General features: G+C 70.8%; 19 protein-coding genes. 1 reads left to right on the top strand and 18 read right to left on the bottom strand.

What is annotated here, in order from left to right:
* A complete protein-coding gene (locus tag E5N76_RS21375; RefSeq protein ID WP_149539350.1) occupies positions 1-1,899 on the bottom strand; it encodes a phage terminase large subunit family protein in 1,899 nt (632 codons plus the stop codon).
* Positions 1,900-1,924: 25 nt separating this feature from the next.
* Positions 1,925-2,437: a hypothetical protein gene (locus E5N76_RS21370; RefSeq protein ID WP_149539349.1), complete on the bottom strand. Its 513-nt coding sequence runs from the start codon at positions 2,435-2,437 to the stop codon at positions 1,925-1,927.
* 140 nt (positions 2,438-2,577) lie between these two features.
* Between E5N76_RS21370 and E5N76_RS21365 the strand changes: the two genes are divergently transcribed.
* The gene (locus E5N76_RS21365; protein WP_149539348.1) at positions 2,578-2,844 is read left to right on the top strand and encodes a hypothetical protein; all 267 of its coding nucleotides are present in this window, start codon (positions 2,578-2,580) and stop codon (positions 2,842-2,844) included.
* A gap of 17 nt (positions 2,845-2,861) precedes the next feature.
* Here E5N76_RS21365 and E5N76_RS21360 read toward each other — a convergent pair whose 3' ends face one another.
* The 16 genes from E5N76_RS21360 to E5N76_RS21285 form a co-directional block, all read right to left on the bottom strand.
* Positions 2,862-3,650 carry a DUF3489 domain-containing protein gene (locus E5N76_RS21360; protein WP_235907810.1) on the bottom strand — a complete coding sequence of 263 codons (789 nt, stop codon included), beginning with the start codon at positions 3,648-3,650 and terminating at the stop codon, positions 2,862-2,864.
* 98 nt (positions 3,651-3,748) lie between these two features.
* Positions 3,749-3,973, bottom strand: coding sequence for a hypothetical protein (locus tag E5N76_RS21355; protein WP_187830312.1), 225 nt, complete (start codon positions 3,971-3,973; stop codon positions 3,749-3,751).
* An 85-nt stretch (positions 3,974-4,058) separates the two neighbouring features.
* Entirely contained in the window at positions 4,059-5,327 is a 1,269-nt protein-coding gene (locus E5N76_RS21350; RefSeq protein ID WP_149539347.1) for a site-specific DNA-methyltransferase, read from the bottom strand.
* Positions 5,317-6,786: a site-specific DNA-methyltransferase gene (locus tag E5N76_RS21345; RefSeq protein WP_149539346.1), complete on the bottom strand. Its 1,470-nt coding sequence runs from the start codon at positions 6,784-6,786 to the stop codon at positions 5,317-5,319. Before E5N76_RS21345 ends, E5N76_RS21350 begins: the two co-directional genes overlap by 11 nt.
* Before the next feature lie 400 nt (positions 6,787-7,186).
* Entirely contained in the window at positions 7,187-7,735 is a 549-nt protein-coding gene (locus E5N76_RS21340) for a GIY-YIG nuclease family protein (RefSeq protein WP_149539345.1), read from the bottom strand.
* A 90-nt stretch (positions 7,736-7,825) separates the two neighbouring features.
* Positions 7,826-8,350 carry a hypothetical protein gene (locus tag E5N76_RS21335; RefSeq protein ID WP_235907809.1) on the bottom strand — a complete coding sequence of 175 codons (525 nt, stop codon included), beginning with the start codon at positions 8,348-8,350 and terminating at the stop codon, positions 7,826-7,828.
* Positions 8,351-8,369: 19 nt separating this feature from the next.
* Positions 8,370-8,513 carry a hypothetical protein gene (locus tag E5N76_RS30660; protein WP_235907808.1) on the bottom strand — a complete coding sequence of 48 codons (144 nt, stop codon included), beginning with the start codon at positions 8,511-8,513 and terminating at the stop codon, positions 8,370-8,372.
* An 80-nt stretch (positions 8,514-8,593) separates the two neighbouring features.
* The gene (locus E5N76_RS21325) at positions 8,594-9,139 is read right to left on the bottom strand and encodes a crossover junction endodeoxyribonuclease RuvC (protein ID WP_149539342.1); all 546 of its coding nucleotides are present in this window, start codon (positions 9,137-9,139) and stop codon (positions 8,594-8,596) included.
* A 418-nt stretch (positions 9,140-9,557) separates the two neighbouring features.
* Positions 9,558-11,774 carry an AAA family ATPase gene (locus tag E5N76_RS21320; RefSeq protein WP_235907807.1) on the bottom strand — a complete coding sequence of 739 codons (2,217 nt, stop codon included), beginning with the start codon at positions 11,772-11,774 and terminating at the stop codon, positions 9,558-9,560.
* A gap of 56 nt (positions 11,775-11,830) precedes the next feature.
* Entirely contained in the window at positions 11,831-12,598 is a 768-nt protein-coding gene (locus tag E5N76_RS21315) for a hypothetical protein (protein ID WP_149539341.1), read from the bottom strand.
* Entirely contained in the window at positions 12,598-12,807 is a 210-nt protein-coding gene (locus E5N76_RS21310) for a DUF6511 domain-containing protein (protein ID WP_149539340.1), read from the bottom strand. The genes E5N76_RS21315 and E5N76_RS21310 overlap by 1 nt, the downstream gene beginning before the upstream one ends.
* A gap of 165 nt (positions 12,808-12,972) precedes the next feature.
* Positions 12,973-14,652, bottom strand: a complete 1,680-nt coding sequence (locus E5N76_RS21305; RefSeq protein WP_149539339.1) for a DEAD/DEAH box helicase — start codon at positions 14,650-14,652, stop codon at positions 12,973-12,975.
* A gap of 17 nt (positions 14,653-14,669) precedes the next feature.
* Positions 14,670-15,281: a hypothetical protein gene (locus E5N76_RS21300; RefSeq protein WP_149539338.1), complete on the bottom strand. Its 612-nt coding sequence runs from the start codon at positions 15,279-15,281 to the stop codon at positions 14,670-14,672.
* Between the two features lie 16 nt (positions 15,282-15,297).
* On the bottom strand, positions 15,298-16,185 hold the full coding sequence (locus E5N76_RS21295; protein WP_149539337.1) for an ATP-binding protein: 888 nt from the start codon (positions 16,183-16,185) through the stop codon (positions 15,298-15,300).
* On the bottom strand, positions 16,185-16,676 hold the full coding sequence (locus E5N76_RS21290) for a hypothetical protein (RefSeq protein WP_149539336.1): 492 nt from the start codon (positions 16,674-16,676) through the stop codon (positions 16,185-16,187). Before E5N76_RS21290 ends, E5N76_RS21295 begins: the two co-directional genes overlap by 1 nt.
* Positions 16,676-17,083, bottom strand: a complete 408-nt coding sequence (locus tag E5N76_RS21285; protein WP_149539335.1) for a hypothetical protein — start codon at positions 17,081-17,083, stop codon at positions 16,676-16,678. The genes E5N76_RS21290 and E5N76_RS21285 overlap by 1 nt, the downstream gene beginning before the upstream one ends.
* Between the last annotated feature and the right edge of the window lie 34 nt (positions 17,084-17,117).

The raw sequence follows: 17,117 nt of genomic DNA, 5'->3' as shown, positions 1-17,117 counted from the left end.
TCAGCGCAGCCAGCCGCCACGCGATGTCAGCCAGCCGCGTGGCCGCAGCGGTTCCGGTGCCGCGGGCGGCGGTTCCGGGGCTTCCGGCAGCGGCGCAGCAGGTGGTGTGGTGACCGTGAGCGGCGCATTCGCCACCTCCTCCCGCAGCCTGGCCCAGAAGCGCTCGCCGTAGCGGTCGGCGCCGAGCAGCCAGAGCGCGGCGCGGGCCAGCACGGCGCAGTCCAGCGCCTCGTTCCTCTCCCGCAGCTTGGCCCATTCCTGCCGGGCGAAGCCGCGCCGGTCCTTCACGCTACGCAGCTGCTCGGCGACCAGCTGCTTCACCCACTCGGCCTCGATGCCCTGCGGCAGGTGCACCCAGCCGGGCGGGAACGCCTCGGCGTCGCCGCGGCCGAGCCAGAGCCGGCGATACAGATCAGCCTTCCAGGTCGAGACCGAGACGGTCCACAGCTTCAGGCCACGGCGGAGCTTGCGGCCATCGACCAGCGCATCGACCGGCGTCGGCCCCTGCACCGGCTGCGCCCGGTTCCAGCCCTCGACGCCCTTGGTCGGCGCGATCCGCGGATCCCGAAGCCGGCGGAGGTGACCATAGACCGCCGCGGTGTCCCGCCCGCCGGTGTCGACGCAGACCTTGGCGATCCGCATGGTGCCGCCGCCCTGGCGCGGCCAGTCCCGGACCAGCACCTTCACCAACGCGTCCCAGGGCTCGCGCTCGCGCGGGCTGCCGGGGATCACGACGTGGTCGACCAACCAAGAGGTGTACCCCTCGGCCCAGCCCCAGACGTCGCACTCAAGGCGGTCGTCCTGCACGTCGATGCCAGCGGTGAGGCAGAGGGCGCCGGCGGGCACCACTCCCATCCGAAAATCCTCCCGGCGCTCGACCAGCCGCTCCCAATCCGGCGCCTCGCCCTGCTCCTGCCAGGTCTCGCCCAGCACGGTGTTCCGGAAGGTCTTCAGGTCCTCGGGCTTGCCCTGCGCCGCCTCCCAATCGCGGGCGATCTGCTCCCAGGACAGCCAGCCCACCGGCGAGTAGAGCGCCGAGATGTGAAAGCCGACCGTGTGCGGGTCCTCGGGCACCGCCGTAGGGCGCCACTGGCCGCCGGCCAGCATGGCTGTCTTGTGGTGCTCCTCGATCCCCTCGTCGCACGCCTCGCAGTGGTAGCGGACCGAGCGCGGGTTGCCCCTCTCCCAACGGAGCCGCTCGAACCGCAGCCACTGCATCTCGCCGCAGTGGGGACAGGGCACGAAATAGCGGCGCTGGTCGGACGCCTGGTACTCCCGCTCGATCCGACTGCGCCCGGCGATGGTCGGGGTCGAGACCAGGAAGGCCTTACGCCGCCAGCCGAAGGTGCGGGCCCGGGCTTCGGCAAGCGCGATCGGGTCACCCTCGCCCTCGACGTCGCCCGGATAGGCGTCCACCTCGTCAAGGAACAAGAAGCGCGCCGTCATCGAGCGCAGGCCGACCGCGCTGTTGGCGCCGGTCAGCACCAGGATGCCGCCGGGGAATTCCTTCGACAGCAGGGTGTTGCCGCTGTCCCGCGCGCGGGCCGGGGCGACCCGCTCCCGCAGCGCCGGGGTTTCCTCCAGCAAGGGGTCGATGCGCTGGCGCGAGAAGCGCTTGGCCAGCTCGACGGTCGGCTGCACCGCCAGTACCGGCGCCGGCACGTGGTGCAGGATATAGCCGAGCCAGCAATTGCCGCTCTCGGTGGCGCCGACCTGGGCACCCTTCATGAACACGATGCGGCGGGCCGGATGCACCGCGGACAGCGCGTCCATCACCTCCCGGAGATACGGGGTCCGGCTGGTCCGCCAGGGGCCGGGTTCGGACGAAGCACGCGAACCAAGGATCCGGTGCCGCTCCGCCCACTGCGACACGGTGAGCTGTGGCGGTGGGCGGAGCATGCTGCCCGCGCGCCGGCGCACATGCTCACGGGTTCGCGGCCCGATCTCCGAGGCCTGAGGGATCGAAGCGATCGGCGGCCTCCGTCAGCAGGTCAGCGACGTGCTGCTGCAGGATGGTCTGCAGCAGGTGCGGGTCGACGTTCAGTTCCGCGGCGATCAGCCCCGAGACGCGGGCGGGCCAGTTCAGCAGCGCGTCGCGCATCGCGCCGGCGATCTCGTCGATCGTGGCGTTGGCCTCGGCGACATCGAGCAGCCGGCGCTTGTTCTCGTCAAGGGCAAGCCGCTGCGCCTCCACCTTCAGCGCGAGCTGCGCGACCTTCAGTCGGGCATAGGGCGTACCCTCGGTGCCAGCACCCGCTGCGAGCGGTGAGCGGTGCGGATCCGCGGTCTCCACCAGCCGGCGGCGGGTCTTATCGATGTCCCACTGGCCGTCCGACTCGCGGGCGATGCGGCCGCTGCCCTCGGCCTTGCGCAGCGCGGTCTCGCTGATGCCGATACGCCTGGCGGCCTCGCGGGTGGATGGGGTCAGTTCCGGCATGGCGGCGACCTCCCGCCGTGCGCGACGATGATGCGGGCCTCGTCAACGGTGTTTGATGATGCCGTGCGATGCGACGGATTGCTGCTGCACGCCGCATCCGGCGCAATGCATGATCGCGTCTACCTGCGTGGAGTAGCCCGATGTCGATGAAGGAGCCGGAGAAGGATCCAGAGAGGATAGTGGCAGCGACCGCGGAGGTGCTGGAGCGCGAGGAGATCTATAGCGGAACGCCCGTTGCCGAGAGTGCGATTATGGACGATGCGCGGCGGGTCCTCATCGGTGTGCTGAAAGCGGCGAAGCGTCAGAAGTGGGAGGTGGCGGAATTGCTGGGAGCGCTCGATCGGCAGAAGCCGAAGCGGAAGCACTCGAAAAAGAATGAGGGCTCGCCTCAGCCCGGCGAGCCCTGATCGATTCAGCGGCTGTATCAACCGGTGATCTTGTAGATCGTGTAGCTCCCCCGCGCGCCCTCCTTGTTCGGCCCGACCTGGCGGACGCGCTCCAGCACCTCGACCGCGATCCCCTGGCGCTTCTTCAGGCCGGCGAAGAAGCCCCGCACTGTGTGCGGCGCCCAGCCGGTCGCCTCGGCGATCTGCGCCACCGTGGCGCCCTCGGGCCGGCGTAGCAGCGCCAGCACCTGCTGCTGCTTCGTCCCCTCGCGCGGCTTGCGCGGCGCGGCGGGGTCGCGGGCCTCGCGGCCCGGCTTGGCCAGGATCCCGCGCAGCGCCTCGATGGCGTCGGCCAGGTCGTAGCGCTGATTGGCCTCGTCATCCCAGGCCTTCAGCACCCGCTGCGCGGCGTCGCGCAGGCTGACGCGGCGCGCCGGCAGTGGCGTGGCCAGGGCCTCGTCCAAGAGGGCCAGGTCCTCCGCCAAGGGCGCGGCCTGGGCCGCCTCGGCGGCCGGGGCGGGGTCTGCCTGCGGCGCCTCCGCCGGCGGCGCCGTGTCCGCACCCGTGGCGGGCTGGGCGGGGTCCAGGCCAATGGCGCGCAGGCCCTCGTCGGTGATGCGGAGAAGCATGCTGTCACCGTCGATCGTCCAGAGCGCCCGCGCCTCGTAATCCGGACGGTGGACCGCGATCACCAGGTCAGTCTTGAGCAGCGCCTTGCCCACCGCGGCGCAGGCGGCGGCGGGCAGCTTCTCGGGCGGCTCCGCCAAGCCATGCGGGTGCTGGGCGGCGGCGGTGAGAATGCTGCGCTGGGTCTCGGAAAGGGCCATGATCGGGGCTCCGGCTTGCTGGGAGCCGACCGCCGGCCCCCTACGGCCGGGAGCCCCGCCGGGCGCACCCGGTCGGGGCAGTGCGGGGGAAAGGTCGCCTATTCGGCGTGCTCGCCCCGTTTGAAGTAGGCGTCGGTCACCCGCCGCATCTGTTCCGTGTAGAACTCCAGGTTCCCGACCTGGCCCCAGAGGACGTCCTCGGGATCGGCGCCGAAGTGGTCGGCGCTCATCCGCTGCAGGTCGGCCAGCAGGGCATCGAACTCGGCCTTCTTGGCCAGGAAGGCTTGCAGGCTCTTCTGCTGGTTGGCTTGGCGCTTGGTCATCCTGCTCTCCGTCGTGCTCATCGCGTGACGGACCATTCGCGCTGGCGCGCGCCCGAGCCAAGCAACATGCATCGTCATGGGATTGCTATGATCCGGCGGTTTGGATCACATCATGATCCGCGACGCCGCGTGCGGCAGCGATGTCGGCGAAGGTGCGGTCCTCGCCCTCCAGCACGGCGGCCTCCCCGGTCGCCTCCTGCCAGCGCCGGACGATGACATCGGCATAGGCCGGGTCGAGCTCGAGCAGCACCGCCCGTCGCCCAGTCCGCTCCGCCGCGATCATGGTGGTGCCGGAGCCGCCGAAGAGATCGAGCACGGTGTCACGCTGCTTGCTGCTGTTGCGGATCGCCCGCTCCACCAGCGCCACCGGCTTCATGGTCGGGTGCAGGTCGTTCCGGGCCGGCTTGTCGAAGTGCCAGACATTCCCCTGGTCGCGGGCGCCGCACCAGTAGTGCTGGCTGCCCTGCTTCCAGCCGTAGAGCATGGCCTCGAACTGCTGGTGATAATCGGCGCGGCCGAGGGCGAAGGTGTTCTTCGCCCAGATGATGGTGCTCGACCACTTGCCGCCCGCCTCCTGCCAGGCGCGGTGCAGCGTCGGCCACTCCGAGGAGGACATGCAGACATAGCAGGCGCCCTTGGTGACCGAGAGCAGGTTGGCCAGCGCCGGGCGGAGGAAATCGAGGAAGCCCTCGCCGAGCGCGTCGTTGGCGATGGTCATCTTGGCCGCGGTGCCACCGCGATAGGCGACGTTGTAGGGCGGGTCCGTGAAGGCCATGTCGGCGAGGCGATCGGCGCCGAGCGCCCGCTGCACGTCGGCGAGCTTGGTGGCGTCGCCGCAGAGCAGGCGGTGCTCGCCGCAGCGCCAGAGGTCGCCGGCGCGGGTGACCGGGACGGCGGGCGGCGGCGGGGCATCGTCGGCCTCCTCGCCGAGGCCAGCATCGGCCGCGGCCAGCAGCCGGTCGAGCTCCATGCCGGAGAAGCCGAGCACGTCGAGGTCGACCACCGCCTCGTCGCGGATGCGGGCGATCTCGGCGGCGAGCAGCGCTTCGTCCCAGCCGGAGTTGAGCGCGATCTGGTTGTCGGCCAGCCGCAGGGCGCGGGCCTGCGCCTCGGTCAGGTGCGACAGCCGGATCGCCGGCACCGCCGCCATGCCGAGGCGCCTGGCAGCCATGACCCGGCCGTGGCCGGCCACCAGCACGCCGGCGGCATCGACCAGCACGGGGTTCACGAAGCCGAACTCGGCGATCGAGGCAGCGATCTGTGCCACCTGCGCCTCGGAATGGGTGCGGGCGTTCTCGGCGTAGGGGACCAGCGCTACCACTGCCACGGTGGTGACCTGCAGATCAGGCTGCATCGGCCAAGGCCCCCGCCCGTGCCGCGGCAACGGCGTCATAGTCCCGCCCGTCCTCCGCCAGGGTGACCGGCAGGTCGGGGTGCAGCAGGCGCCAGCGGGCGATCGCCAGGTCGACATAGGCCGGGGCGAGCTCGATGGCCCGCACCCGCCGCCCGGTGCGCTGGCCGGCGAGGAGCGTGGTGCCGGAGCCGGCGAAGGGCTCGAACACCGCCTCGCCCTCGTCCGTGTAGGCGCGCATCAGGAACTCGGGCAGGGCGACCGGGAAAACGGCCGGGTGCTCAGTCTCGATGCCGCGGCCCTTGTGGCGGGTGATGCGCAGCACGCTGTCCGGGATCCGGCTCTCCTGCACCGGCAGGCCGATATGGGTATAGGCCTTCACCTCGCCGTCGGCGGCGCGCAGGCCACTGCCCTTGTTCGGGGTGCCGGCCCACTTGCAGGGCACGATCTTGTTCGGCTGGCGCGGCTGGCGATTGAGGTGGAAGACCAGCTCGAAGGCTGGGGCGAGGCGGCCATTCCAGTCGCCGGGCAGGCCGGGGCCCTGGTCCCAGGCGTAGAGGCCGAACCGCCGCCAGCCCTGGGCCCGCATCCAGTCCAGCCAGCCCTGCCAGTAGGGCAGCCATTCCCCCTCGCGGTGGATCAGGCCGAGGTTCACCAGAGCCTGGCCGTCGTCCCGCAGGACCAGCGACAGATGCTGGAACACGCCCCGCATGAGCGCATCCCAATCCGACACGCCGCCGGTGGTGTAGTCGCGCTGGTTGCCGTAGGGCGGGCTGGTGAAGAGTAGTGCCGCGCGGTCCTGGCCCATAACGCGGGCCACGGCCGCGGCATCGGTGCTGTCGCCGCAGAGCAGGCGATGCTCGCCGAGCAGCCAGAGATCGCCCGGGCGGGTGACGGCCTGACGCGGCGGATCCGGCTCGGCATCGGCGGGATCATCCGCCGGCGAATCCTCCGTCTCCGCCGCGCCAGGCGCACCGTCCCCGCCGGCCTCCGGCTGATCTGCCTCCTCGGGCGCTTCGCCATCGGTGACGGCCGTCTCCGCCGCCGCGAGGATCGCGGTCAGCTCGTCGGCCGAGAAGCCGAGCGTGGCCACGTCGATCTCCGCGGCGGCCTGCACACCGACCAGGGCCTCGCGCAGCAGCGCCTGGTCCCAGGTGGCGTTCTCCGCGATGCGGTTGTCGGCGAGCCGGAGCGCGTCCTTCTGTGACGGCGAGAGGTGGCGCAGCACGATCACCGGTACCCGCTCGATGCCGAGCGCCACCGCCGCCTCCAGCCGGCCATGGCCGGCGATCAGCACGCCGGCCTCGTCCACCAGCAGCGGGTTGGTGAAGCCGAAGGCCAGCATGCTGGCCTTGATCTGCTCGAGCTGCGCCGCGCCGTGCACCCGGGCATTGCCGGGGTGCGTACGCAGCTCCGCCACCGGGCGCAGCAGGATCTTCGCCGCCATCCAGGGGAGCGTCATCGGACCGTCCGGGATCAGGGTGGGTGCGAACTGTGCGCGTGGCCGGCGCGAGCCTCGCGCCGCCACGGTTCGCAGCTAAACGACTGAGATCAGGGCCGTGTGGTGCGAACCGCGAACCATATTTCCGGCCTGGCGCTAGCGAAGTCGCGCGCTTCCGCCCCCCGCATACGCCGGGCCCAGGAAGGACCCTGCGGCTCGAGAGCCACTATCTCGATCGAGCGACGCTGTGGCTGGTGAGCCGCGGCGCGGTCGCGCCTTTTCGAGATGTCCTGATGATACGCCGTGTGGATTTCGCTTCGCAACGCGACATTCTTTCGCTGCGCTACGCTGGTCTTAGCTCGCGCGGTCTTTCTTCGTCTCGCAAAGCCAGTGGCGTTGCGCTCCCCTCATTGATGGTTTGTCAGGTGCCCGGGCACTTGGCCGCTTGACGACGAATCGCAGCATGCTGCTCAGGCGTGTAGCGCAGCTCGTCGAGCAGAGCGTCAACGAGACTGGTTGGCTCTGGCACAGGGGCGAAACTGCGCTTGCTCCCCCAGGCCAGCATTTCTGCTGGTGCTATTGCCTGAACCGCCAGCTCAAGCGCTGCCAGATCGCTAGAGAGCGTCGATGGCACCACGAGGAATGCCGCGCGACAGTACCGTCGGGCAAATGCCCTGCGCAGCGCCTTCGCTTGCAGAGCATCCGCGCTATCATCTTTCTTGGCTCGCCACATCCTACCCGTATTGTAGGCGTGCGAGAACTTATGGCTGCGTCCCTCTGAGCCACCAACGTGGCGGCCATGGATTCGTCCATGGAATCCGTACTTGTCATTCTTGGTGATACCAATGTAGCGGATTAGGCCGGTATGGTCGTAAAGCGCATAAATCCCGTGATCATAGGGTAGCGCGTCCAATGCGACCGGCTCACGAGCCGTGAGCTCCCGGAACACATCGAGGGGCTTCAAAGCCATCCATTCACCTCGGTTTGCAGGCCGACCATCGCTTCCCATCGTGATCCTTCGATCATGGGAACGCCAGGCGTTCCCTGTCCACTGCGGGCCTTACGCCGCCCGCGTCCGCGGCACGAGCCCGAAGTGCCCCGCCAGCACGCTGAGCGTCGCGACCAGCATCCCCTGCGCTTGCGGCGGCGCGACGGGCCGCCCGCCCCATCCCTGGCGCATCGCCCACTCGCGCACGGACATTTCCAGGCCGACGACGTACCAGGCGCAGGAGCCCGCTGCGCTGTCGTGTCCCCCCAGCGCGTCGAGCGCCTCGGCGACCTTGCGACGTGCGTCGATGTTCCGTTCCGACAGGGCGTCCGCGGTCTTGCCAGGCAGCCGGATCAGCGGCGATCGCGCCATGCCGTCGAGCGCTGCGCGTCGGAACAGCGCGCGGAAGTAGCCGCCAGCGTCGTGCATTTCCTGGGTGATGGTGCCGTTGGCGAGCATCTGGCCCAGCGTATCGACCGCCCGCCGATGCAGCACCGGTGTCCCCGTTTCCGGATCGGCCTCGCGCATGGCCTCGGAGAAGTCGCCATGCTGCAGCCGCCACTTCGAGGGCTTCGACAAATCCTCCACCTCCGGCATGGTGTGCTTCCTCTTGCGCTTACCGGCCATGCTGCATCCCTCCATGCCGGCGCCCCCAGCGCCGGTTCGCTTCGTTGATGACGGCCTGGCGGAGCCAGGGATCGGCGATGTCGTCCACGGCCAAGGCGGCAACGCCATGCCGGTGCCAGGCGGCGGCGCGCATGGCATCGAGCTCCACCGCGGAGGTCGGGCTGTGAGCCAGGTCCAGAGACGACCGGGGCGGGCGCGGCGCACCGGCGAGCCTCATGCGCGGCCGCCCTGCGGATCGGTCGCCCAGAGCAGCAGGGCGATGGCGTCGGCCTCGTTGTCGTCGGCCGGCGCAAAGCCGCGGGCCCTGACCGCCGCGATCATCGCCGCCTTGTCGGCGTTCCCCTTGCCGGTGGCGAAGCGCTTGATCGTGCCCACCGGGACGCCCTGGTAGGGGATCTCGTGCTCCTCGCACCAGGCGGTCAGGGTGCCGAGGAAGCCCCCATAGACGTGGGCGGCGTCGGTGCCGGCATGCCGCCGCACCTCCTCGAACACCACCCGCCGGATGCCATGCGCCCGCATGGCGACCTCGACGAGCCAGTCGGTGAAGCGGAGGTAGCGCATGCCGCCGCCCTCGAACCGGCCGGGGCGAAAGGTCTGCGTCCCCGAGAGGATGCTGTGGTCGCCCATGCGCAGGGCCCAGCCCACGGTTGTGCCGAGGTCGAGGGCGAGGACGGTGCTGCCGGTCTGCCGGAGGGGCGGGTCGATGCCGGCCGGCGAGCTTGCCTCGGCGGCGGGCGCAGTGAGAGTCGGGGCTGCCATGGTGATCTCCGAGAGGGGATGGCTGTGGTGTGGGCGGCGACGGCGCGGTTCTTGGCGGAGCTCGCCGTCGCTGCCCGGCTGCCTGGTCAGGGGTCGGCAGGGGGTGGTCCACGCGCCCGTCCCCTTCGCCCCGGGTGTGGTGTGCGCGCGCCAAACTGGCGCGCACGCACACCCCCCGTAGGGGGGTGGCGAAAAACCGAATCTGCCAAACTGCTCCAAGCCACTGATTTTACAGCGGAAAAAGCAGATTCGGAGCAGTTTCGGGCAGATTCGTTACGCGAAACTGCTTTCGCTCGGAACCTATTGATTTGCTTGGCGGAAACCAGTTTGGCAGTTTCGGCGGGGGAGCAGATTCGGACCGAAACTGCGCAGTTTCGGGAGCAGTTTCGGTCAGTGCGGAGGCGGTCCGAGGGAGCCATCAGGCGGCCTCCTCGGGGTCGTGCAATACCCACACCTCGGGGTTCTCGACCTCGAGCAGAGCCTCGCTGCGGGGGCATTGGAAGTGGCTCGGCAGCACCCGGACGGTGGTCGGGACGATCTCGCCGGTCTCGGGATCGACCGTCTCCTCACCCGTCGCGAGGACCATGTCCTGCACGACGAGGTAGCCGTTCTTCGACCTGGTGTAGGGCTGGCCGAGGTCGCGGGCATTGCGACGGAACTTGATGTAGCCCTTGGTGGCGAGCACCGCGATCCGGTCGCGGATGGTGTCCTTGCCACCGAGCCCGCGCTTGTTCTCGTACCTCGACGCGAAGGCGTTGGTGGTGCAGAGCCGGCCGGCTTCGGCCTCCTCGGCAATGAGACGCAGAATGACGTCGTGGCGGCGGGTGCGCTCCGCATCGAGCTTTCGGCCCAGCTCCCTCCGCACCAGGCGCTCGCCGTCGCGGCCGAGCTCGACCCAGCGGCCCGCGACCTTGTCCACGCGCATCGGCTCGAGGCCGGGGCCATTGCGAAGCTCGACGTGCAGTTCGCGCGCGGTGTGCTCCTCGTCCGGTCGGAACAGGATCATCCCTGAGGTGTAGAAGCCGCGCAGCGCGCTGGCGCCCGAGAGCGCCAGGAAGGGGTCGTCCTTGACCTGCTGCTTGCTCAGCTTCTTGGTGTGGTGGGCCAGGATGATGCCGGCCTCGGGCGCGACCTGGTCGCGCAGCGCCTCGACGCGGCTCTGCAGGAAGAACAGCATCGCCGCGTTGTCGTTCTCACCCTCGCCGCCAGGGCCGCCATCGAACAGGTTGCGGATCGGGTCGATGCAGAGGATGTCGGGCGGTGCGTCGGGGAAGGCCTGGCGGATCGCCGCAGCGACCAGCGCCACGCCCTGTGCGTCCAGCAACATGCGCAGCTTCGGCGTGACGACGAGGGTGTCGCGGGCGCGGGCTAGGATGGCGGGGTCAAGGCGAAGCTGCTGCAGGCGCTCGCGCAGGTAGTGGTACTGGATCTCGGCCTGCAGGTAGAAGACGCGTAGCGGCCGCGGCGCGATGAAGCGCAGGAAGGGCGCGCCGGCGGCGGCGTGCACCAGCAGGCTGATCAGGAAGTCGGACTTGCCGACCTTCGGCGCCCCGCCCAGCACCAGCATGCCGCCCGGTGTCAGCAGCCGTGGCCCGATCAGGTCCTCCGGCATCGGCGAGGTGTCGTCGAGCAAGGCGCCGAGGGTATGGGCGGGGACGGCTGCAGGCGGCGCTTCGGCCCGGAGCAGCGGCGGACCATTGCGCTCGACATGCAGGGCCCAGATCGCGTCCGCCTCGGCCCTGAGGCGCTCCAGCGGCCAGGCAGGGCGGAGACAAGCGGCGTTGTAGCCGCAGATCGCCTCCCAGCCCTGGTCGGGGGTCAGGCGGCCCTCATGCACCTGGCGGACGAAGTGGCCGATCGCGGCGCTGGCCCCCTGGAAGCGGGTCCAGCCGTCCTGAGCGCCCTCGCGGACCGGGGTGGTGAGCACGGCGTCCAGGCTCGGCCGATCGCCCTCCGGGGCGGGCTGGGGGCGCTCCTGGCCGGGCAGGAAGGGCATGGCGGCCACGGCCTCGGCGAACTCCGCGAAGTCCACCTCGCGCCGCGGGTCGTGGTGGCGGATGGCGACGACCCGTTCGGCGCCTCCCTTGCGGTAGACCGTGCCGGGGACACGGATGGGCTGGTGGGCGGAGCGAAAGTGCGGGTCGCCGCCGACCTTCTCGGCCATCTCGCCACGGAGCCGGCACAGCCGGGCCAGGTCCTCGCCCTCGACCGGCTCGGTCAGCCGCCACCAGGCGTGCACCTTCGCTGCGCCCTCGGCGGTGCGACCGCCGCTCTCCACCAGCAGGGTGGGCGCGCCAAGGTGGTGGACGAGGTGGCCGAGCTTCGCCTCGATGTCGCCGGCGTCCAGGTCCACGACCACGGCCTGCATCTGCTGGACGTGCTCGGCGCGGGCCTGGCCGTGCTCCGCCACCGTGCCAGGGATGACATAGACCGCGGTGCCCTCGCGCGCGGCCCAGGTCGCGTAGGCGCCAAGGGATTCCGTGGCGTGCCGATCGGCCGGGATCCAGATGTTATGGGGGCGACTGTCGATGCCCTGGCCCTGATCCACGAAGCCCCGCACCGGGATCAGCCCGTCGCAGTAGCCGAACACCACCTCGAGGAAGGTGGCGATGGCGCCAAGGTTGATCGCCGGCATGCCGGGCTCCTCCTCCCAGGGCAGGCTCGGCGCGTCGTTGAAGTCGCCCCAGAGGCTCATGCCGGCAGGCTCCAGCAGCGCTTGGCCCACGGGCAGAAGCGGCACTCGTGGAAGTCCTGGCTGGTGGCGATGCGCGGCAGCAGGTCGCCGGCATCGCAGGCCCGCAGCACCCGCACCGCCCGGTCCGACATGTGCTGCGCCAGCTCGGCATCGAACGGCACCAGCTCGTGGTGGAGCTCGGCGGTATCCTTGTTGATGGCGGTGAACAGCGCTGGGTGGTCGGCGACGCCCGGGACCACGGCGTCCATGTAGGCCTGATAGACGGCGATCTGGGCGGCGTAGATCGGCTTGGCGACGGCGACGCCCTTGCTGGAGGTCTCCCGCCAGGCCTTGGCGTTCATGGTCTTGCATTCCCAGAGCGCCGGGAATGCCAGACCGGGGATCTCCGGCCCGCCGGCCAGGATGCCGTCGACATGACCACGGATGCGCCCGCCGGCAACGGCAAAGCCGAACTGCTCACCGTCGGGACGGTCGCCCTTGCGGGTGTAGAGGGCGAAGCCGGCGCCCCGGAGCCAGGTGACGGCGACGTCCTCCAGGGCGTGGCCGATGCCGAAGATCCGCAGGATGCGCCCGTCGAACTCCGCCCCCTCGTCCTTCGGGGCGTGGAGGAACTCGAACTGCAGGGCGCGCTCGCAGGCGTGGCCAAGGCGGGAGCCACCGAGGTAGCTGCGCGGCGGCGTCGCCGCCTGCCGGGCCACCAGGGCGGCGTCGATCGCGGCGTTGACATGTAGGGCGGTCTGCCCGCGGCTGTTGAAGTCCAGCATCAGAGGACCGCCTCCCAGGCCGGCTCGCCTCGGGCGATCTTCGCCATCGCCTCCTGGAAGCCGCCGACCGCGACCTCGATGAGCGTCAGCACCTGCGCCTCGGTGAGGTCCTGCAGGCGGGTGTCCCAGCCGATCTCGGCCATCGTCTCGGCGACCCGGCGCATGGCAGCGCGGATCGCCGCCTGTTCCTGCTCGGTGAGGTCAACCATGGCGGGCGAGCTCCGTGCCAAGCGCGTCCAGAAGCCCTGGCAGGGCATGGAGCAGAAGGAGGCCGAGGGCCGCGGCTTCTTCCCCGGCACCGGGTCGAACCAGCCAAAGCCACGCGCCGGGCGCGAGCAGACGGCGCAGGGTGGGACGGGGGCGCGCATGGCCGGTCATGCCGCCTGCTCCAGCCCGGCCCCATCGGCTGCCATGACCAGGCGGCGGATGGCGCTGCGGTTGAACTGGAAGGTCAGCAGCGCCGAGGCCTGGTACCGGGTCAGGCCGAAATCGGCCCGGGCGGTGGGCGGCAGGTGGGCCAGCTGCTTGTCGGTCGGCGGCTGGCGCAGCCAGGCCTTGCTCTTGTGGGCGCTCTCGTCCGTCTCCTGCTCGTTCAGCCAGTCGTCGGCGGCGGCGAGGCAGACCAGGCGCTCGCCGACCGCCAGCAGCCGCGTGCGCTCGCCCTTGCCACCGCCGACGGCGTGCCAGCGGCCGTTCAGGAAGAAGATGCCGCCCCAGCCGTGGAAGCCGTTGGCCACCAGCGCCGCGTCGTCACCGAACAGGTCGCACCACTCGAAGCTGGAGCGCCGCAGCAGGTCGATCTCCGTCATGACGAAGTCGGACAGCGGTGCGGCGGCGCCGTCCCCCCCGGCGTCGAAGGCATGGCCGCAGAGCGGGCACTCGCTGGCCGCGAGCGGGATGCTCGCGTCGCAGGACGGGCAGGTTTTGGTCGGGGGCGCGCCCTCGGCGACATGCCCGTCCAGGTCGACATCCTGCTCCAGCGAGCCGTGCAGCAGCGAGGAGGTGCCGAAATCCAGGACGATGCAGTCGGTCTTGACGACCCCGGGGTATTCCTCCGGGTTCACCGTCCGCAGCCCGCGGCCGACCATCTGGATCATGGTGCACTTGAAGGAGCTCGGCCGGAGCAGGACGACGCAGGAGGTCGGCGGGTGGTCCCAGCCCTCGGTCAGAACCGCGACATTGACCACGATCTGGGTCCTGCCCGCGGCGTAGGCGGCGAGCGCCGCCCTGCGCTCCCCGTCCGGCATCTCGCCGGTGACCAGCACCGCCGGCACCCCGGAGGCGTTGAAGGCGGCGGTGACCGCGGTGGCATGCTCCACCGTGGAGCAGAACACCACGGTCTGGCGATCGCCGGCCTTCTCGCGCCAGTGCGCGATGACCGCGTCGGTCACCGGCGCCGTGTTCATCACCCGCGACACCTCGGCCATGTCGAAGTCGTCGCCGGCGCGGCGGACCGCCCGAAGCTCGTCTTGCACGCCGACATCGACGACGAACGTCCTGGGCGGCACCAGATGGCCGGAGCGGATCAGCTCGCCGAGGCGGATCTGGTCGGCGACGTTCGAGAAGACGGCGCGCAGCCCCTTGCGGTCTCCCCGGTTCGGCGTGGCCGTGACACCGTAGATCCGGCAAGCCGGGTTGCGCCGCTTGGCCCGGTCGACGATCCGCTGGTAGCTGTCCGCCACAGCATGCTGCGCCTCGTCGATCACCAGCAGATCGAGCGGCGGCATGGCGTCGAGATTGGCCGGCCGCGCCAAGGTCGGGACCATGGCGAAGGTGACCTGACCGGCCCAAGACTTCTCCGAGGCGTCCACCACCGAGGTGGTGAGCCCCGGGTTCACGCGGCGGAACTTCGCCCGGTTCTGGACCGTAAGCTCGTCGCGGTGGGCGAGCACCGCGGCCTTGGCCGCGGTGCTGCCGATCTGCTCGCCGACGGCGGCGGAGAGCATGATCGTCTTGCCGGCGCCGGTGGGGGCGACGCCGAGCGTATTGCCGTGCTCGTCTAGCGCGCGGAGGCTGCGCTCGACGAACAGCTTCTGGCGAGGACGGAGCAGCATGCCGGTGGCGGTGCCCCTCAGCGCGCCCAGGCCGGCCGCGGGTCGGCGGCGGCGCCCGGCGCGGCGGCGGGGGCGGCGGGAAACGCGCCCTGCGCCATGGGCGGCGGGGCAAAGGCCGGCGCCGCCGCGGTCCGGGTGCCCATGATCTGGGCATAGTCGCGGTGATCCGGCGTGACCGCGGCGCGGATCTCGTTCTTGGCCTCGCCGGAGGCGTCGGTGCCGAGGTCGATGCGGGCGACGAACTCCAGGCCATCGAGGTCGGCGAAGCCGCTGATCCGCCGCGCCGCCTGCGCCTGGGGCGAGACATCCTTGTCGGAGATGCCGCGGGCCGAGTTCAGCATGGCCCGCACGAAGCTGCGGCCCATGTTGCCCCAGTCCGGGCCCTTGGGGCTGTAGAGGCCGATCAGGGTGAAGATCTTGCGCTTGGCGTAGGGCCCCTCCAGCACGGTGAACTCGCCGTTGAGGTAGACCGCACCGGTGCTGCCGCGGGTGGCGTAGCCGCCGGTCCAGCCCTGCGCCGGGTCGTCGAAGCCGCCGGGGCGGATGGTCAGCCGCACCTTGGCCAGCGTCCCCTTGGGGATCAGGTTCGGGTTCTGCTGGGCGTCGTTGTAGTCGTTCCAGGAAGCCATGGGTCTGCTCCTCGGCTCAGGCGTCGGTGGTGTCGGAAGGGGTGGCGAGCGCCGGCGGCGCGGGCAGCGCGAGGCGCTCCGCGAGCGGGCGCGCCGGGCCGGCGATCTTCTCGAAGAGCCGCCCGAGATGCGGCGGCTCGACCAGGTCCAGCCGGCCGGAGCGGTCCTTGGCCGGGAAGCCCCAGGGGTTGATCGTCTGGCAGACCAGCGCGCGGTACGGCGGCGTGGCCTCCTGACCCGCGGCCACCTCCGGCCTGATCTCGGCCATGGTGATGACCTGATCGACGATGCCGGGCAGCTCGAGCCCGGTCTTGCTGCCGTCGATCTGCGGCACGAAGACCTTGCGGTTGAAGTCGTCGAGACGCTCGTCGAGGATGCCGACGAAAATGACGTCGCGGCCGCGGGCGTGCTGCAGATGGGTGAGCCAGCCCAGCATCTCGCGCCCGTGCAGCCCGTAGGCGCCACGGATGTCCGGCTTGCCGGTGCGCTCCGAGAAGGCCTCGGGTTGCCCGCGGCACCACTGGAAGCACAGCCGGCCGGCGACCGTGATGCTGTCGATGAACAGCGTCCGGAAGCGCGCCATGCTGGACGGGTCGCCATACGCCTGCACCACGCGGGCGTGCTGCGCGGTGGAATAGGGCTGCTCGTCACGCAGTGCCGGGTTCGGGCCCGCCAGGAACAGCGCCAGGTCGCGGCATTCCTCCCAGGTGCGCGGCCGGACGGAAGCGCCCGGCCAGCCCTGCACGGCGAGATCGCCCGCCTCCAGGTCGACGAACAGCGTGCTGTCCTCGGGCAGCGACCAGAGCAGCGAGGTCTTGCCGATGCCGCTCTTGCCGAAAATCACGGCCTTGACGCCGCGCGGCTCGGCCAGCCGCTCGTCGGCGGTGATGATGCGCAGCGCCATTAGCCGGCCTCCCCGTTCAGGGTGAGACGGATGGTCTGCCGGCCGGTGCGGACGGTGCGGGCTGGCTCGAAGGCCTGGCGGATGCGCTCCGGCCAGGCGACATAGGCGCGTTCGGGCACCTTGAAGCTGACCTCGACGTACTCGCTCGGATCCTCACCACCGGCGCGGATCTGCTCGACGAGCGCGGCGAGCCGACGCTGGTCCCATTCCACCTTCTTCGGCAGATCAGCCACGACGGTGACCGGACCATCTTCGAAGCGGACCGTGCCGGTGTCCTTGCCGGCCTGGGCGCGGGCTGCGATGGCATGCTGCTCGTAGCGGATCGCAATCGCGCCCTCGATCCAGTCCAGCATGCGCTTGGCGCCGTCCGCCGCCTCGCGGGCATCCGCCTGCAGCAGCGCCAGCTGGTCAGCCGAAAGCGCGGCGATGTCGCCGAGCGGCATCTGCCGCACCGAGTCCAGCGTCGGCCGGTTGTGGATGGCCGTCGGCATCACGCCACCCCTCCGCGGACCGCGGGCGAAAGGCGCACGACCGAGGCCGACCGAGGCCGAGCCTTCGGGCGCACGACCAGCAGGTAAGCGAAGGCGTGCGGCCCGATCCGGCGCTGCAGCAGGTGAGCCCGGCCCCTCTCGGCGAAGCCCAGCGCCTGATCGGCCACGAGCTGCACTTCGCGCCGCTGCTCCTCGGGCAGGCGGGAGGCCGTCGGCTCGCGGTCTTCGGCAAGCAGGCCCAGGTGGTAGATGAAGACGGTGCCCGGCGCCGCGTCGGCGATGCCATCGCAGAGCCGGTTCGCGGTCGTCGCCATCTGATGGGCACCGAGGGAGGCGGCGAACGCTTCCCGGGCCTCTTGCGCAGCCGCTTCCACGGACCGCGGCGGCGGCAGTTTGATCTTCAACATGAGCGCGAACTCCTGTGTCGTCGCGCTCCGTCTT

Source organism: Siccirubricoccus phaeus (assembly GCF_008360935.1).
GTDB lineage: Bacteria > Pseudomonadota > Alphaproteobacteria > Acetobacterales > Acetobacteraceae > Siccirubricoccus > Siccirubricoccus phaeus.
The sequence above is the reverse complement of the archived record's forward strand: the minus strand, read 5'-3'. Positions and strand labels throughout refer to the sequence as shown.

Coding starts and splice junctions, on each gene's coding strand:
- E5N76_RS21310 (WP_149539340.1), bottom strand. CDS start 12,807: ATGGTTGACCTCACCGAGCAGGAACAGGCGGCGATCCGCGCTGCCATG.
- E5N76_RS21370 (WP_149539349.1), bottom strand. CDS start 2,437: ATGCCGGAACTGACCCCATCCACCCGCGAGGCCGCCAGGCGTATCGGC.
- E5N76_RS21300 (WP_149539338.1), bottom strand. CDS start 15,281: ATGGCTTCCTGGAACGACTACAACGACGCCCAGCAGAACCCGAACCTG.
- E5N76_RS21290 (WP_149539336.1), bottom strand. CDS start 16,676: ATGCCGACGGCCATCCACAACCGGCCGACGCTGGACTCGGTGCGGCAG.
- E5N76_RS21350 (WP_149539347.1), bottom strand. CDS start 5,327: ATGCAGCCTGATCTGCAGGTCACCACCGTGGCAGTGGTAGCGCTGGTC.
- E5N76_RS21285 (WP_149539335.1), bottom strand. CDS start 17,083: ATGTTGAAGATCAAACTGCCGCCGCCGCGGTCCGTGGAAGCGGCTGCG.
- E5N76_RS21355 (WP_187830312.1), bottom strand. CDS start 3,973: ATGACCAAGCGCCAAGCCAACCAGCAGAAGAGCCTGCAAGCCTTCCTG.
- E5N76_RS21305 (WP_149539339.1), bottom strand. CDS start 14,652: ATGCTGCTCCGTCCTCGCCAGAAGCTGTTCGTCGAGCGCAGCCTCCGC.
- E5N76_RS21325 (WP_149539342.1), bottom strand. CDS start 9,139: ATGGCAGCCCCGACTCTCACTGCGCCCGCCGCCGAGGCAAGCTCGCCG.
- E5N76_RS21365 (WP_149539348.1), top strand. CDS start 2,578: ATGTCGATGAAGGAGCCGGAGAAGGATCCAGAGAGGATAGTGGCAGCG.
- E5N76_RS21315 (WP_149539341.1), bottom strand. CDS start 12,598: ATGCTGGACTTCAACAGCCGCGGGCAGACCGCCCTACATGTCAACGCC.
- E5N76_RS21335 (WP_235907809.1), bottom strand. CDS start 8,350: ATGCCGGAGGTGGAGGATTTGTCGAAGCCCTCGAAGTGGCGGCTGCAG.
- E5N76_RS21345 (WP_149539346.1), bottom strand. CDS start 6,786: ATGACGCTCCCCTGGATGGCGGCGAAGATCCTGCTGCGCCCGGTGGCG.
- E5N76_RS21295 (WP_149539337.1), bottom strand. CDS start 16,185: ATGGCGCTGCGCATCATCACCGCCGACGAGCGGCTGGCCGAGCCGCGC.
- E5N76_RS21340 (WP_149539345.1), bottom strand. CDS start 7,735: ATGGCTTTGAAGCCCCTCGATGTGTTCCGGGAGCTCACGGCTCGTGAG.
- E5N76_RS21320 (WP_235907807.1), bottom strand. CDS start 11,774: ATGCCGGCGATCAACCTTGGCGCCATCGCCACCTTCCTCGAGGTGGTG.
- E5N76_RS21360 (WP_235907810.1), bottom strand. CDS start 3,650: ATGGCCCTTTCCGAGACCCAGCGCAGCATTCTCACCGCCGCCGCCCAG.
- E5N76_RS30660 (WP_235907808.1), bottom strand. CDS start 8,513: ATGCGCGCCGCCGCCTGGCACCGGCATGGCGTTGCCGCCTTGGCCGTG.
- E5N76_RS21375 (WP_149539350.1), bottom strand. CDS start 1,899: ATGCTCCGCCCACCGCCACAGCTCACCGTGTCGCAGTGGGCGGAGCGG.